This is a genomic window from Streptococcus sp. LPB0220 (assembly GCF_008727815.1).
Taxonomy (GTDB): Bacteria; Bacillota; Bacilli; order Lactobacillales; family Streptococcaceae; genus Streptococcus.
In genome coordinates this window covers 1,527,414-1,542,779 of sequence record NZ_CP044230.1, presented here as the reverse complement: position 1 = coordinate 1,542,779, position 15,366 = coordinate 1,527,414, and the positions used below count along the sequence as shown (strand labels likewise).

Sequence of the window (15,366 nt, the reverse complement as noted above, 5' to 3'; positions counted from 1 at the left end):
AAAACGATGATTATAAAATTAGATAGAAAAAAGGAGGCTGGATAACCAGCAAAAAATTAATGAAAACAGATATAAAAGAATATTTACAAGAGCATGACAAAGCCCAGATCAATGATCTGGCAGCAGCTCTAGGAAAAGAAGGATCTAAGGATTTTCGTGACTTGGTCAAAACCATCTCTCTGATGGAACGCCGTCATGAGTTGAAATTCGAGGATGATGGCTCTCTTCGTTTGGCTCAAAAGAAGGCCCCAGCCATTACCCTCAAGGGGATCTTTCATGCCCATAAAAATGGCTTTGGCTTTGTCAGTTTAGAAGGCGAAGAAGAGGACCTCTTTGTTGGTCGAAATGATGTCAACCACGCCATCGATGGGGATACTGTTGAGATCGTCATTACCAAGGTAGCAGACCGAAACAAAGGAACGGCAGCAGAAGCGAAGATTATTGATGTCTTGGATCATAGCGTCAAAACGGTTGTTGGACAAATTGTTCTGGATGAGGAAAAGCCCAAATATGCCGGCTACATTCGTTCGAAAAATCAAAAAATCAGCCAGCTGATCTATGTGAAGAAGCCAGCCATCCAATTGGAAGGTACCGAAATCCTCAAGGTCGAAATTGATCAATACCCGAGCCGCAAACACAATTATTTTGTGGCGACTGTACGGGATGTGGTCGGTCATGTGACAGATCCAGGAATCGATGTCTTGGAAGTGTTAGAATCCATGGACATCGTCTCAGAATTTCCAGAAGAAGTGCTGAAAGAGGCTGATCAGGTTCCAGATGCACCGTCTGCTAAGGATTTAGAGGGACGGTTAGATCTGCGAGATGAGATCACCTTTACGATTGATGGGGCAGATGCCAAAGACTTGGACGATGCAGTCCATATCAAGCTACTCAAGAACGGCAACTTTGAGCTGGGTGTTCACATCGCAGATGTTTCTTATTATGTTACAGAAGGTTCAGCTCTTGATAAGGAAGCTCTAAATCGTGCAACCTCCGTCTATGTGACCGACCGAGTAGTACCCATGCTTCCAGAACGCTTGTCCAATGGGATCTGTTCTTTAAATCCGAATGTGGACCGCCTGACCCAGTCTGCCATCATGGAGATTGATCCCCATGGAAAGGTCGTCAAGCACACCATTACCCAAACGGTGATCAATACGACCTTCCGGATGACCTATAGTGACGTCAATGATATCTTAGCAGGCGACGAAGAAAAGGCTCAAAAGTTTAAAAAAATTGTCCCAAGTATTCATCAAATGGCTACCTTGCACGGCATTCTTGAAAGCATGCGGATTCGCAGAGGAGCCCTTAATTTTGATACCAATGAGGCTAAAATCTTAGTCAATAAAGAAGGAAAACCGGTCGATATCGTCTTGCGTCAAAGAGGGATTGCTGAGCGGATGATTGAGTCCTTTATGTTGATTGCCAATGAAACGGTAGCGGAGCACTTTACGCGACTGAAATTACCGTTCATCTATCGGATCCACGAAGACCCAAAGGCAGAAAAAGTACAGAAGTTTATCGACTATGCTTCTAGTTTTGGGATCCCAATCTACGGAACGGCTAGTGAGATGAGCCAAGAAACCCTGCAAGAAATTATGCGCAAGGTCGAAGGGGAACCTTATGCGGACGTTCTCTCCATGATGTTGTTGCGCTCGATGCAACAGGCCCGCTATTCAGAGCACAATCATGGACACTATGGACTCGCTGCGGAATATTACACCCACTTTACCAGTCCCATCCGGCGTTATCCAGACCTGATGGTTCATCGAATGGTGCGTGAATACGGAAAATCCCAAGAAGTGGCAGAACACTTTGAACAAATCCTGCCAGATATTGCCAGCCAATCCTCCAGTCGAGAACGCCGGGCGATTGATGCTGAGCGCGAAGTTGAAGCCATGAAGAAGGCTGAATACATGGAAGACTATGTTGGAGAAGAGTACGATGCTGTGGTTTCCAGTGTGGTGAAATTTGGTATCTTTGTGGAGTTGCCAAATACAGTCGAAGGTTTGATCCATATTACCAATCTTCCTGAATTCTACCATTTTAACGAACGAGATCTAACCCTTCGCGGGGAAAAATCCGGAGTAACCTTCCGTGTCGGTCAGCAAATCCGAATCAAGGTAGAAAGAGCCGACAAGATGACCGGAGAGATTGATTTCTCTTATATTCCAAGTGAATGGGATGTCGTTGAAAAAGGCCTCAAGTCTAAAGGACGTGACCGAGATGGCAATCGCCGGGATCGCAGACGCAAGGACAAAAAAGTTTCTAAGGGATCAACTGCTAGAAAAGATGACAAGCGGAAAGATTCTTCCTCTAAATCCAAAAAGAAAAAAGGGAAGAAACCATTTTACAAGGAAGTAGCAAAGAAAGGAGCCAAACATGGCAAAGGGCGAAGGAAAGGTAGTCGCGCAAAATAAAAAGGCGAGACATGACTACACCATCGTGGATACGATTGAAGCAGGGATGGTGCTGACGGGGACAGAGATCAAAAGTGTCCGTGCAGCACGCATTAACTTGAAAGATGGCTTTGCACAAGTAAAAAATGGCGAAGTTTGGCTTAGCAATGTCCACATTGCCCCTTATGAGGAAGGCAATATCTGGAACCAAGATCCAGACCGTCGTCGCAAGCTCCTGCTTCATAAAAAGCAAATCCAAAAGCTGGACCAAGACACCAAAGGGACCGGAATGACCTTGGTGCCTTTGAAGGTCTATCTCAAGGACGGCTATGCCAAATTACTTTTGGGGCTCGCTAAAGGGAAACATGATTATGATAAGCGTGAATCCATCAAGCGTCGGGAACAAAACCGGGATATCGCACGGGTCATGAAACAATACAATACACGTTAAAGAAAAAGGCAGTTTTGAAACTTGTTTCAGATCTGTCTTTTTTCTTAGAGATGGGCTCTCCTTTTTCCAACTTGTAAAAAGGGTCTTTTTTCTGTATGATAAGGGTACTGAAAGAAAAAGGAGAAGCAGCATGACACAAAAATTGATCGCTTACAAACGCATGCCTATCTGGACCAAGGATACCATGCCAGAAGCTCTTCAAAGAAAGCACAATACCAAGGTGGGAACCTGGGGGAAGATTACAGTTTTAAAAGGTCAGTTACGATTTATTGAATTGACCGAAGAGGGGGAAGAAATCGCGAGCCACCTCTTTGAAGCAGGAGCAGAGAACCCCATGGCCGAGCCCCAGGCCTGGCATCGTGTCGAAGCGGCGACTGACGATGTGGAGTGGTACCTAGAATTTTACTGTGAGCCAAAAGACTATTTCCCCAAAAAATACAACACCAATCCTGTCCATTCAGAAGTGCTAGAAGCAGTGGGAATTGTCCCCGCTGGAAAGGCATTGGATCTAGGATGCGGGCAAGGACGCAACGCCCTCTTTTTGGCCCAACATGGCTTTGACGTGACGGCCGTCGATCAAAATGAACTGGCTCTTGAGATCTTACAAAGTATTGTCGCTGAGGAAGATCTAGAGATGCCAGTGGGACTCTATGATATCAATGCTGCAGCTCTTACCCAAAACTATGACTTCATCGTATCAACTGTGGTCCTCATGTTTTTAGAGGCTGATCGGATTCCAGCGATCATCCGCAATATGCAAGAGCATACCAATCCAGGTGGCTACAATCTCATTGTCTGTGCCATGGATACAGAAGATTATCCTTGCCAGATGCCTTTCTCGTTCACCTTTAAAGAAGGAGAATTGGCGGAGTATTACAAGGATTGGGAATTGGTCAAGTACAATGAAAATCCAGGCCATCTCCATCGTCGAGATGAGAATGGCCATCGGATTCAACTTCGATTTGCAACCATGTTGGCAAAGAAAAAATAGAGAAAAAGCAGGATCCTAGCATCCTGCTTTTTTGCTTTTACAAACAAGTTGAACAAGGTGATCTGAATGTTGTTCATTTGCCAAAAAGAAAAACCTTCTCCATAAAGCTAGGAAAAGGTTGGGGGATTTAGTTCCAGCTAGCAAAGTCGCAGACGCTAAGAATGATCGTCCCGATTTCGATTGGCTCTTCCTTGGCACCGGATTCTAACCAGGTCACAATCACAGATTCGATGGTAGCGATGAAAATTTCTAGACCATACTTGTATGGAACTTGAAAGTCTGAAATGATGTGTTCTTTAGCATGGGGAGTATCGTCTAGTGCATGGAGGGTAAAACTTCTTACTAGTTTACGGAAGTCTGAGCAGCAGGATTGGGACAATGCATAAATAAAATCATAATTCTCTTTAATAGCGGTCAAGACATTGAGAAAGTTCACCTTGACAGGGCTTCCCTCAACGAAGAGGCTATCCAATTCTTGCATCATGTCCATTTTCATTTGCTCAAACATGTCGTATTTATCGACATAGTGCAAGTAGAAGGTCCCGCGGTTAATCCCAGCGGTTTCAGTTAATTGTCGAATAGTGATGCTTTCAAAAGGTTGTTGCAAGAGGAGTTTTGAGAGCGCATTTCGTAAGTCTGACTTGGTTGTTGTTTGTCTTTGGCGTACCATATGTTCCTTTCTGTAGTTGTATAAATTTATTCTTATTTATTTGACGTTGAAATAATTTATATGTTAAATAATTTCACGACACTAACAAAGAGCATTATACTCCAAAAGAATAAATTAGACAACAATTCTCATTTTTGTACAGATAACGAAAAATGTACAAAAATTTTACAAGTTTATGAGTGACGGGCACTGGCAAGATTTTGTGAAAACTTCACAACAATTAGTGATTTAAAATAATTCCCTCCTAAAAAAATGGTCAGGAAATTTTTAGGAAAAGGAGGAACAAGATGAAGGGACGAACAAAAAAAACAGCACTGTTTAAGTGCTGGTTTCTTTATTTGATAAAAGTTGTCACGATCAAATTGAAATTTAAGATGGTTAAGACAATCGCAACGAGATAGCCTAAGAAAGTATTCCATTTCGCATTGACATGCTCTCCCATGATTTCCTTGTTGGAGGTGAAATAAACCAGAGGGAAGATGGAGAATGGAAGAGCCGCTGATAGGAAGACTTGAGAATAAACCAGAAGGTCATCAAGGACATGTTCCTGATCTCCAAATAAGATCGCAACGATGATGACAGGAAGAAGGGCAATGATCCGAGTCATGAGACGAACGACCCATTGTGGCAGGCGGAATCTCAAGAAACCTTCCATAACGATTTGACCAGTTAGGGTCCCAGTTATGGTTGAATTTTGACCACTGGCTAACAAAGCGATGGCAAAGAGGGTGGACAAGAAGGGACTAGCGATAGCACCGGCAATGTGGTTATCCTTGAGGGCATTGTACATGCTAGAAAAAGCACCGATCTTATCCCCGTGACCGAAGAAGAGGGCCGCTCCAAGAATCAAGAGGAGGGAGTTGACGACGAAGGCCAAACTCAATTCAATATTTGAATCCCAGGTCATAAAGCGCACTGCCCGTTTGATATCTGCTGGATCTTTGTAGTCCACCTTTCGCGTTTGCGAAATGGAAGAGTGGAGGTAGAGGTTGTGGGGCATTACGGTTGCCCCGATGATTCCAAGCGCCAAGGTCAAGGCTTCATTTCCTTTTGGAAGCCCAATTCCTAACACCTCTTTTTGAGGCAGGAAGCCAGCGAAGATTCCTCCGATATCTGGTTTCGATAGGAATACCAGATAGCCAAAAATTGCAAGGATCGTGAGGATCAAGGTTGATACGATGGCCTCGATCTTTCGAAATCCTAGATGCATGAGCCCTAGTAATAGGAAGACATCAAAGATAGTGATCAGGATAGAAAAGAGCAAGGGCCAGCCAAAAAGAAGGTGGAGGGCAATCCCTGATCCGATGACTTCTGCTAAATCTGTCGCCATCAAGGCAAGTTCAATCACAATCCAAAGGGTATAGCGAAGCCATTTTGGTAAATGATGGGCGGTTGTTTGGGCCAGATCCTTACGATGGACAATCCCTAATTTTCCAGCCATTTGTTGCAACTGCATGGCGATTAAAGACGAGAGAAGAACTACTGATAAGAGGAGGTAGCGGTATTGGGCTCCTCCGACGACACTCGTAATCCAGTTTCCCGGATCCATATAGCCGACAGCTACTAGACTTCCTGGTCCTGAAAAGAGCAGAAGGGTCTTCCAAAAAGGGATCCCTTTTGGCACGTCAATAGATTGGTTGATTTCTTGAAGTGATTTCCTTTCAAACTGTTGTAAACTCACAATGAGCCTTCTTTCTAAGAATAAATCAAATTTGTCTCTAATTATAGCATAAAATTTATAATAGTTCATGATAATTTAGGATAACCTTGTTTTCTACTACCTCGATTTCTTTGTAATCTATCAGAAAAGGACTATAATATAGATAGGAAGTAGGAGGGAGGAGAGGAAATGGCCTACATCGAAATGCAGCACTGTTACAAGCGTTATACGAGTGGAGAGACAGAGATTTTCGCTAACCGGGATGTTTCCTTTGAGATTGAAAAAGGCGAGTTGGTCATTATTTTGGGAGCATCAGGAGCTGGAAAATCAACGGTTCTCAATATCTTAGGGGGGATGGACACCAATGACGAGGGTCAGGTTCTGATTGATGGAGTGGATATTGCAAAACTCAATGCTCATCAACGGACGGATTATCGACGAGATGATGTTGGTTTTGTCTTTCAATTTTATAATCTGGTCCCTAATTTGACAGCTAAGGAGAATGTTGAGTTGGCTTCAGAAATTGTTTCTGATGCTCTAGATCCGGAAGCTGTTTTAAAAGAAGTAGGACTTGGCAAACGTCTTCATAATTTTCCTGCTCAATTGTCAGGCGGCGAGCAACAACGGGTGGCGATCGCTCGGGCAGTGGCGAAAAATCCTAAAATCCTCCTTTGTGATGAGCCGACGGGAGCCTTGGATTACCAGACGGGTAAGCAAGTATTGGGGATTTTACAGGATATGTCTCGAAAAAAGGGAGCGACGGTCATCATCGTAACCCATAATGGTGCCCTAGCTCCGATTGCAGACCGTGTGATTCGCATGCATGATGCCAAGGTCAAGTCGGTAGAAATCAATGAGCTTCCTCAAGATATTGCTACACTAGAATATTAGAAGAGGTGGTAGCATGAAACGAAAAGTCTATTGGAAGGATCTATTTGGTTCTTTTACACATTCAAAAGGACGTTTTCTCTCCATCTTAACCTTGATGTTATTGGGAAGCTTGGCCTTGGTTGGCTTAAAGGTGACCACTCCAAATATGCACCGAACGGCTAACCGGTTTATTCAGCAACAAAAGATGCTAGATCTTGCTGTCATGGGGGACTTGGGATTAGACCAGGAAGACCAAGAGGAGCTTTTAGGAGTCAAAGGGGCGCGTGTCGAATTTGGTTCACTGCTGGATTTGACAGTGAAAGGAACAGGAGAGGCGATTCGACTTTTTTCTGCCCCAAAAAGTCTTTCTTCCTTTCGTGTGACCAAGGGGCGCCTGCCCCAAAAAGAAGGGGAACTGGCCCTAGCAAGTTTTTGGGAGGATCGCTATCAGATAGGGGATACCCTCACACTTGAAGAAAAGTCTGGAACTCGCTCTAGTTTAAAGCGAAAGCAATTCACCATTGTTGGCTTTGTTCAATCCTCTGAGATGTGGTCTCAAAAGAATTTAGGCACTGCCATGAGTGGCAGTGGAAATCTAGATGCCTATGCACTAGTTTCAAAAGAGGTCTTTACGACTAAACTTCCCGCGATGGCTCGGATCCAGTTTGATGATCTGAAGTCTTTAGATTCTTTTTCGCAAGTCTACCAAAAAGGGCTCAAAGCTCATCAAGAAGAGTTAGAAAAACTTCTGAAAGACAATGGAAAGGCCCGCTATCAAAGACTCAAGCAGGAGGCGGATGGGCAGATTCAAAAAGGCCAGAAAGAACTCAGTCGTGCCGAGGAAACACTCCAGTCAGCTAAAAATCAGATCGATCAGGCTCAAAAACAATTAGACTTGCAGGAGGCCCAGTTCAAGAAATTAGCTCCATTTCTGCCAGCTAAAGAGCAAGTAGCTAGTCAAGAAAAGCTCCATCAAGCCAAAGAACAAATTGATCAGAAAAAGAAGGACTGGACTGCAGGTGAAACGGAGCTCGCAAAAAAAGAGGAGGAGCTGAAAAAAGCGCAAAGGGAGCGAGATCAGCTGGAAATTCCAACTTATCATGTCTATGACCGCAAGACCATGCCAGGTGGACAAGGTTACTTGATGTATAGCAATGCCAGTAGTAGTATCTCTGCTGTCGGAAATATTTTTCCAGTCGTTCTTTATCTGGTAGCTGCCATGGTGACCTTTACCACGATGACCCGCTTTGTCGATGAAGAGCGAACCAATGCAGGTATTTTTAAGGCGCTGGGCTATCGTACCAGGGACATCATTCTCAAATTTGTCCTCTATGGATTCTTTGCAGGGACGATCGGGACCCTACTAGGAACCCTGCTGGGCCATTATTTCCTATCGGGGATCATTTCCAACATTATTACGCAAGGGATGGTGATTGGAGAGAGCAGAGAGTATTTTTATGGGGATATGACTCTGATTGCGCTCGGACTGTCTTTCGTCGCGAGTGTGCTTCCGGCTTACTGGGTTTCGCGTAAGGAATTAAAAGAAGAAGCCAATCTGTTATTACTGCCCAAACCACCGGTATCTGGTTCGAAGATTTTCCTGGAGCGTCTCCAGTTTATTTGGAAGCGTCTGAGTTTCACCCACAAGGTCACTGCTCGTAATCTCTTTCGTTACAAACAACGGATGCTGATGACCATATTTGGAGTGGCAGGTTCTGTTGCTCTTCTCTTCGCAGGGCTAGGGATTCAATCTTCTGTAGGAGGGGTTCCCAAACGCCAATTTCAAGAGATCCTATCATATGAGTTGATTGTAGCCAAAAAAACGAATGCATCAAGCCAAGAAAGCAAGGAACTAACCAATCGTCTGGAAAAATCAGATATCAAAGATTATCGACCGATCTATAGTAAGGTCATTGAAGCATCTTTAAAGGGTGGACGCGACAAGCAGACCATTACGATGATGGTTACAAATCGTGCAGATTTTTCTCCCTTTGTCAGCTTGCGTTCTCTCAAGCAAGGAGAGCCCTTGTCTTTCAAGAAAGGGGTTATCATCAGTAGTAAACTAGCACAACTAGCCCGGGTTACAGTCGGTGATCGACTGACCTTAGATGGCCATACTTTTACGGTAGCAGGAATCACTGAAAATTATGTAGGCCATTTTGTCTATATGGATCAGGCAAGTTACCAAAAAATCTACGGAAAGCGGACTTCAGCAAATAGCTATTTGCTGCAGTTGAAAAATCCTTCTACACGACAAGTGCAGGCTGTTAGTCGGGATATGATGAATCTTGCAGCTGTGAAGGCGGTTAGTCAGAACGCTTCGATGATTTCCCTCTTTAACTCAGTTGCCAAATCTTTGGACACCACTATGATGATTCTAGTAGTCGTATCGATCTTGCTAGCTATCGTGATCTTGTATAATTTAACCAATATCAATGTGGCAGAGCGGATCCGTGAATTATCGACCATTAAGGTCTTAGGATTCCATAATAAGGAAGTGACGCTCTATATTTACCGCGAAACCATCTTATTGTCTATCATAGGGATCCTCATGGGATTAGTGGGTGGTTATTATCTTCATCAATTCCTCATTGCAATGATTGCACCAGATGCCATTCTCTTTTACCCTAAAGTGGGACTTAGCGTTTTTCTCTTTCCTGTCGGAGGAATGCTCCTTCTCTTGCTCCTGTTAGGAATTTATGTTGACCATTATCTCCGAAAAGTAGACATGCTCGAAGCTCTCAAATCAGTAGACTAAGATACAAAGAGTTGGAGGCGTGTTCGTTTATAAGATACAAAGTCCGTGGCTGATATCGTCCAATAAAGATCTCTATCCTTATTTTTCATTTCTGGTAGCATGGAATGTTCATAAAACTTTCACCTTTGGGTGGAAGTTTTTCTTCTCTTTGTTATAATGGAGAGAAGGAGAAGATCATGACTAAAATTGCTTTACTTTCAGATATTCATGGAAATACGACAGCATTGGAAGCTGTCCTAGAGGATAGTCGAAAAGCCAAGGTGGATGAATATTGGCTCTTGGGAGATAGTTTGATGCCGGGGACAGGGAGACGGGCCCTCTTGGAGCTGTTAGAGGAGCTACCGATTACGGTCAAAGTCCTTGGAAACTGGGAAGATAGTCTTTGGCGGGCTATGAGGGGGATGTTGGATGAGACCAGACCCAGTCATCGCTACCTCATGCGCCAGTGTCAATATATTCTGGAAGAAATCACACCCCAGGAAATTGAAGTCATGCAGGAAATGCCCATGCAGGTCCATAGAGAAATCGCAGGTTTAAAGATCGGTATTACCCACCACTTACCCGATAAGAATTGGGGTCGCGAATTGATTCACATTGGTGACCAGAAGGATTTTGACCGCTTGGTGACAAACCCGTCTTGTGATATTGCAGTCTACGGACACATTCACCAGCAGTTTTTCCGTTACGGGACAGGCGGAGAACTGATCATCAATCCTGGCTCGATCGGTCAGCCTTTCTTTCTGGAAAAGAATCTTCGCAAGGACCTTCGGGCCATGTATGCTATTCTTGAATTTGATCAAATGGGGCTAAAAGATGTATATTTTAGACGGGTGGATTATGATGTCCAAAAAGAACTGCAACTCGCAAAAGATCTCCATCTTCCTTATTACCAAGTGTATTATGAAAGTTTGGTCAATGGCATTCATCATACCCACAATCATGAGCTTCTTCATGAGATTGAGCAGAGAGAAGGTCATGATCGAGAAATCGATGCTTGGTTAGAGGACTTCTTTCAATAGTGTAACTATTGACATTACAACTGAAAAGAGTATAATAGGAATAACGGAAGTCGTCCCTTGACGGTTGTTCAATAGACTCTACCTTCAAAAACGGGTAGAAAGGAGTGAAGTTATGCAAATTTCGAGTCGCTTTACCATTGGGACTCATGTCTTGATCATGATTGCTCTACAAGGAGAAAAAACAAAAGTAACCAGTGATTTTTTGGCAGGAAGTGTCGGCGTGAACCCTGTTATTATTCGAAAGACCTTGTCTCAGTTGAAGAAAGCAGGATTGATCCATGTAGCGCGTGGGACAGGCGGAGCTGAGCTCGCAAAAGCATCCGATGAGATCAGCCTGCTGGATATCTATCAAGCGGTAGAATGCTTAGGTTCGACAGGTCAATTATTTGGTTTTCATGACAATCCAAATCCAGCCTGCCCAATTGGCCACAATATCCACAATGTTTTAGATGGGAAGCTTGAGGACATTCAGACTGCTATGGAAAAAGAAATGTCCCAAACCACTTTAAAAGACGTCGTAGAAGATACGCAGAAAAGAATGAAACTCGAATCGGTTTCATAAGAAAAAAGAGAGTGGGACAGAAATCGGTAATTCGTTAGAATTCGATTTCGTCGTCCCACCTCCGCACAGTTGAGTAGGGCTGTAAAAGCTGATGAAATTAGCGTAGTAGAGCCCACTCAACCACTGCGTCTTGCTCGACAATCCAAAGATAATTAAGAGGCTAGGACTTTTGTCCCAGCCTCATTTTTTATAGTTATTAACGAAACAAGATGTTTGTTATATATTGAAACGACTAAAGGATTAGTCAAAGTAAAGTAAGTCTTTGCTGGTTTCAGTGAAGAGTCCAAATCCGTCTTTTGTGACGTACCCACAATCTTCGATACGGACACCGACTTTACCTGGAATATAGATTCCTGGTTCGACTGAGAAGCACATGCCTTCTTCAAGTACCATGTCATTTCCTTCCATAATAGAAGGGAATTCATGCACGTCCATTCCGATCCCGTGTCCGAGGCGGTGGTTGAAGTACTCACCATAACCAGCTTTTTCAATGACGCTTCGAGCAGCTCGGTCTACGTCATGTGCTGTTACACCAGGTTTGATCATGTTAATGGCTGCTTGTTGAGCTTCTAACGTCAAGTGGTAGATTTCTTTTTTGAAATCATCAGGTTTTCCAACAGCAACAGTACGAGTCATATCAGACGCATAACCATTCACCATACAGCCAAGGTCAAAGAGCAAGAGGGCATCATTTTCGACTTTGTTGCTTCCAGGAATTCCGTGTGGGTTAGCTGCATTATTTCCAGTCAAAACCATGGTTTCAAAGCTCATTTCATAACCCAAGCGTTTGATACCAAAGTCGATTTCTGCTACGATATCAGTTTCTGTTTTATCCAGTGAGATGGCGTCGAATCCCATATTGACAGCCTTATCTGCATATTGACCAGCCACCAACATTTTTTGGATCTCATCAGCAGATTTGATCAAGCGCATCCGGTTAATCCGTGGTGTCAAGTTAGTGAATTCCGCTTTTTCAAAGACAGTACGCAAGCCATTGTATTTGGTAAGGATCAAGTTATCATATTCAAGTGCAACGGTTTTGGCATCGGGTTTTGCGATAGCCCCTTTAATCTTTTCCCAAGGGTTTTCAGAATCTACATAGCCAACCACTTGGAAATCAACAACTGCAGTCGCCCGTTCCACTTCAAGTGCAGGAACGAAGAGAAGGGGTTCGTGGTCTGTATAGACGAACAAGAAGAGTTGGCGTTCGTGGGGATCACTGTAAAATCCAGTCAGGTAATTGATGGTGACAGGATCGGATACAACAGCGACATCTGTTTTTTCAGTTTCAAGAAAATCGACGATTTGATCTAATTTAGACATAATGCTACCTTCTTTCTATGGATCTATTTTGTCAAATTTTCCCCAAAAAAGCAAGAGTTTACAAAATTTTACCAAAATGCTTGAAAGTGTTTACAATAAGTGATAAAATAGGATTAATTAGAGAGTGAAAACGAAATTTTCAACAATGAAAGGAAATCTTATGAATACAGACGATACAGTTACAATTTATGATGTCGCCCGTGAAGCAGGGGTTTCAATGGCAACCGTTAGTCGTGTAGTAAATGGAAATAAAAACGTTAAAGAAAATACACGTAAAAAAGTTTTAGAAGTGATCGAACGCTTGGATTACCGTCCAAATGCTGTTGCGCGTGGTCTTGCTAGCAAGAAAACCACAACAGTCGGTGTTGTGATTCCAAACATCACGAATAGCTATTTCTCTACATTGGCTAAGGGGATCGATGACATTGCTGAAATGTACAAGTACAATATTGTTCTTGCAAATAGCGATGAAGACGATGACAAAGAAGTTTCAGTGGTAAATAACCTTTTTTCAAAACAAGTGGATGGGATCATTTTCATGGGCTATCATTTGACAGAAAAGATTCGCTCAGAATTTTCACGCTCTCGTACGCCAGTTGTTCTTGCTGGTACAGTGGATGTTGAACACCAATTACCAAGTGTCAATATCGACTACAAGCAAGCGACTGTGGATGCTGTTACACAGTTGGTAAAACACAACAAGAAAATTGCTTTTGTAAGTGGCCCATTGGTGGATGATATCAATGGAAAAATTCGTTTGACAGGCTACAAAGAAGCTTTGAAAGCGAAAAAATTGAGCTACAGCGAAGGACTTGTGTTTGAATCCAAGTACCGTTACGATGAAGGTTATAACTTGGCAGAACGCATCATTGCGTCAAAAGCAACAGCTGCCTTTGTAACAGGGGATGAATTGGCTGCAGGTCTCTTGAACGGCTTGTCTGATCACGGTATCAAAGTACCAGAAGACTTTGAAATCATTACTAGTGATGATTCACAAGTAACTCGTTACACGCGTCCAAATCTATCAACGATTGGCCAACCCTTGTATGACCTTGGTGCGATTAGTATGCGTATGTTGACCAAGATCATGCACAAAGAAGAGTTGGAAGAACGCGAAGTACTGTTGTCTCATACGATCAACCAACGTGGAACGACCAAAAAATAAGGATTAGTAGACTAGAGTCTCGACTTGGGAAGACGTGTCTACTAGTCTGAGAGGCTAGAACAGAACTGTTCTAGCTTCTTTTTATATGTGTCATTAATCATAAGTAATGATGAAGTGAAATTGAATGAGTGTTGGTTCAAATATTGATGTGTAAGTTACAATTAAATCGTTCTAGAGTTTGTTAAAATACCATACAACAAAATATGATGAATTTGTTTTGTTTCGTCTTCTATGTTTTTATTTGGAGATAGATGATTTCCTGTGCTATTGAGAGCACTCATGACGTTTAATATAACCTCTGTTGACAAATCTTTAGCAATTATATTTTCATTTTTACCTAGCTCAATATATGCACGATATATTTCACGCTTTTTCTCATCTATCGCTTTTGTCATAAGTTTCGTAAAAGTAGGATCCTCTAACGTTTTTTCTTGAAAGTAGTTAGAAATCTGTTGGCTTATTTTTTTCTGACATAAAGCTAAGGCTTGATTTAATTTTGATTTATAATCTATATTACTGAGTAGAATGTTTTCAGCTTCTTGTATGATGTCTTTAAACAATTCATTAATACATAAAGCTACTAAATTATCTTTCTTATCAAAGTAATTGTAGATTGACACAGGAGAAACTTCTGCGACTTTTGCAATTGATTGTATACTTGTTTCTTTAAACCCTTTTTCTTTAAATAAAGAAAGAGCAGACTGAATAATAGCTTGCTTCTTTTTTTCTGTTGTTTTTTGATATTGATTCATTTGAACACTCCATTTGATATCAATTATAGCACAACTTTGAAATTTATCTCAGATTATTTCATTAATTCTTGACGATATCTGATATTTACAATACAATTAAGTTTGAAATATAATTAATGATATTTCAAACTTATAATAATTGAGGGAAGATATTTAATGTTAACTGAATTTCTTATTAAGCAGTCTCAAAAACCTAGTGGTCTTATTGGTAGAGTCATCACAAAAATATGGTCATTCTATTTTAAAAAACTTAGTCTTTGGGCGATTAAACAGACTACTATTTCAGATAATTATAGAATTTTAGAAATTGGTTACGGTGGCGGGAGTACTATCAAGAACCTTCTTGCTTTAAATAAAAATCTTGAGATTCATGGTATTGATATTTCTAAGGAATCATATAGAACTGCCCAACGTGTTCATTCAGATTCCATAAGAAAAGGTAGTGTCCAACTTAAGATTGGAAATGTGGAGAATATGCCTTATCAAAATAACTATTTTGATAGAATATTTGCTATTCAGACCCATATTTTTTGGAAGGATATAAAAAAGAGTTTTCAAGAAGTTTATAGAGTCATGTCCAGCAATTCTACTTTGATAATTGCTTCTGAAAAAGAAAAAATACATTATCATATGACAGATTATCGTACAAGTCATGAATTTAGTCAGTTACTAACAAGTATTGGTTTTTCAAAAATTGAGGAAAAACAGAATCGCAATTGGATTTTGTATACCGTATATAAATAAAA

Annotated in this window: 13 protein-coding genes; 9 read left to right on the top strand and 4 right to left on the bottom strand. The window is 41.9% G+C overall.

Annotated features, from left to right (window positions below):
• Positions 1–59 precede the first annotated feature (59 nt).
• The 3 genes from rnr to tehB all read left to right on the top strand — a co-directional run bounded on the left by rnr (position 60) and on the right by tehB (position 3,841).
• Positions 60–2,420, top strand: coding sequence for a ribonuclease R (gene rnr / locus LPB220_RS07980; protein ID WP_150906400.1), 2,361 nt, complete (start codon positions 60–62; stop codon positions 2,418–2,420).
• Positions 2,383–2,850: an SsrA-binding protein SmpB gene (smpB, locus tag LPB220_RS07975; protein ID WP_003005443.1), complete on the top strand. Its 468-nt coding sequence runs from the start codon at positions 2,383–2,385 to the stop codon at positions 2,848–2,850. Before rnr ends, smpB begins: the two co-directional genes overlap by 38 nt.
• A gap of 130 nt (positions 2,851–2,980) precedes the next feature.
• Positions 2,981–3,841 (top strand): SAM-dependent methyltransferase TehB, encoded by an 861-nt coding sequence (gene tehB, locus LPB220_RS07970; RefSeq protein WP_118095427.1) that lies wholly within the window; start codon positions 2,981–2,983, stop codon positions 3,839–3,841.
• A 127-nt stretch (positions 3,842–3,968) separates the two neighbouring features.
• Here the strand turns inward: tehB and LPB220_RS07965 are convergent, their stop codons facing one another.
• Entirely contained in the window at positions 3,969–4,511 is a 543-nt protein-coding gene (locus tag LPB220_RS07965) for a TetR/AcrR family transcriptional regulator (RefSeq protein WP_049483745.1), read from the bottom strand.
• 334 nt (positions 4,512–4,845) lie between these two features.
• Entirely contained in the window at positions 4,846–6,192 is a 1,347-nt protein-coding gene (locus LPB220_RS07960) for an Nramp family divalent metal transporter (RefSeq protein WP_003013089.1), read from the bottom strand.
• Positions 6,193–6,360: 168 nt separating this feature from the next.
• Here LPB220_RS07960 and LPB220_RS07955 point away from each other — a divergent pair, with 168 nt between their 5' ends.
• The 4 genes from LPB220_RS07955 to LPB220_RS07940 all read left to right on the top strand — a co-directional run bounded on the left by LPB220_RS07955 (position 6,361) and on the right by LPB220_RS07940 (position 11,380).
• Positions 6,361–7,062, top strand: a complete 702-nt coding sequence (locus LPB220_RS07955) for an ABC transporter ATP-binding protein (RefSeq protein WP_031576599.1) — start codon at positions 6,361–6,363, stop codon at positions 7,060–7,062.
• A 13-nt stretch (positions 7,063–7,075) separates the two neighbouring features.
• Complete coding sequence (locus LPB220_RS07950; protein WP_031576601.1) at positions 7,076–9,799, top strand: ABC transporter permease; 2,724 nt, start codon at positions 7,076–7,078, stop codon at positions 9,797–9,799.
• Between the two features lie 176 nt (positions 9,800–9,975).
• Positions 9,976–10,818 carry a metallophosphoesterase family protein gene (locus LPB220_RS07945; protein WP_150906399.1) on the top strand — a complete coding sequence of 281 codons (843 nt, stop codon included), beginning with the start codon at positions 9,976–9,978 and terminating at the stop codon, positions 10,816–10,818.
• Between the two features lie 112 nt (positions 10,819–10,930).
• The gene (locus LPB220_RS07940) at positions 10,931–11,380 is read left to right on the top strand and encodes an Rrf2 family transcriptional regulator (protein WP_150906398.1); all 450 of its coding nucleotides are present in this window, start codon (positions 10,931–10,933) and stop codon (positions 11,378–11,380) included.
• Between the two features lie 240 nt (positions 11,381–11,620).
• Here the strand turns inward: LPB220_RS07940 and LPB220_RS07930 are convergent, their stop codons facing one another.
• Positions 11,621–12,703 (bottom strand): M24 family metallopeptidase, encoded by a 1,083-nt coding sequence (locus LPB220_RS07930; RefSeq protein WP_021153620.1) that lies wholly within the window; start codon positions 12,701–12,703, stop codon positions 11,621–11,623.
• A gap of 160 nt (positions 12,704–12,863) precedes the next feature.
• On the opposite strand from LPB220_RS07930, the gene ccpA reads away from it, so the two are divergent.
• Positions 12,864–13,868, top strand: a complete 1,005-nt coding sequence (gene ccpA, locus LPB220_RS07925; RefSeq protein ID WP_150906397.1) for a catabolite control protein A — start codon at positions 12,864–12,866, stop codon at positions 13,866–13,868.
• A gap of 161 nt (positions 13,869–14,029) precedes the next feature.
• Here the strand turns inward: ccpA and LPB220_RS07920 are convergent, their stop codons facing one another.
• Positions 14,030–14,620 carry a TetR/AcrR family transcriptional regulator gene (locus tag LPB220_RS07920; RefSeq protein ID WP_024055141.1) on the bottom strand — a complete coding sequence of 197 codons (591 nt, stop codon included), beginning with the start codon at positions 14,618–14,620 and terminating at the stop codon, positions 14,030–14,032.
• Between the two features lie 156 nt (positions 14,621–14,776).
• On the opposite strand from LPB220_RS07920, the gene LPB220_RS07915 reads away from it, so the two are divergent.
• Positions 14,777–15,364 (top strand): class I SAM-dependent methyltransferase, encoded by a 588-nt coding sequence (locus LPB220_RS07915; protein ID WP_021153618.1) that lies wholly within the window; start codon positions 14,777–14,779, stop codon positions 15,362–15,364.
• Positions 15,365–15,366: the final 2 nt, after the last annotated feature.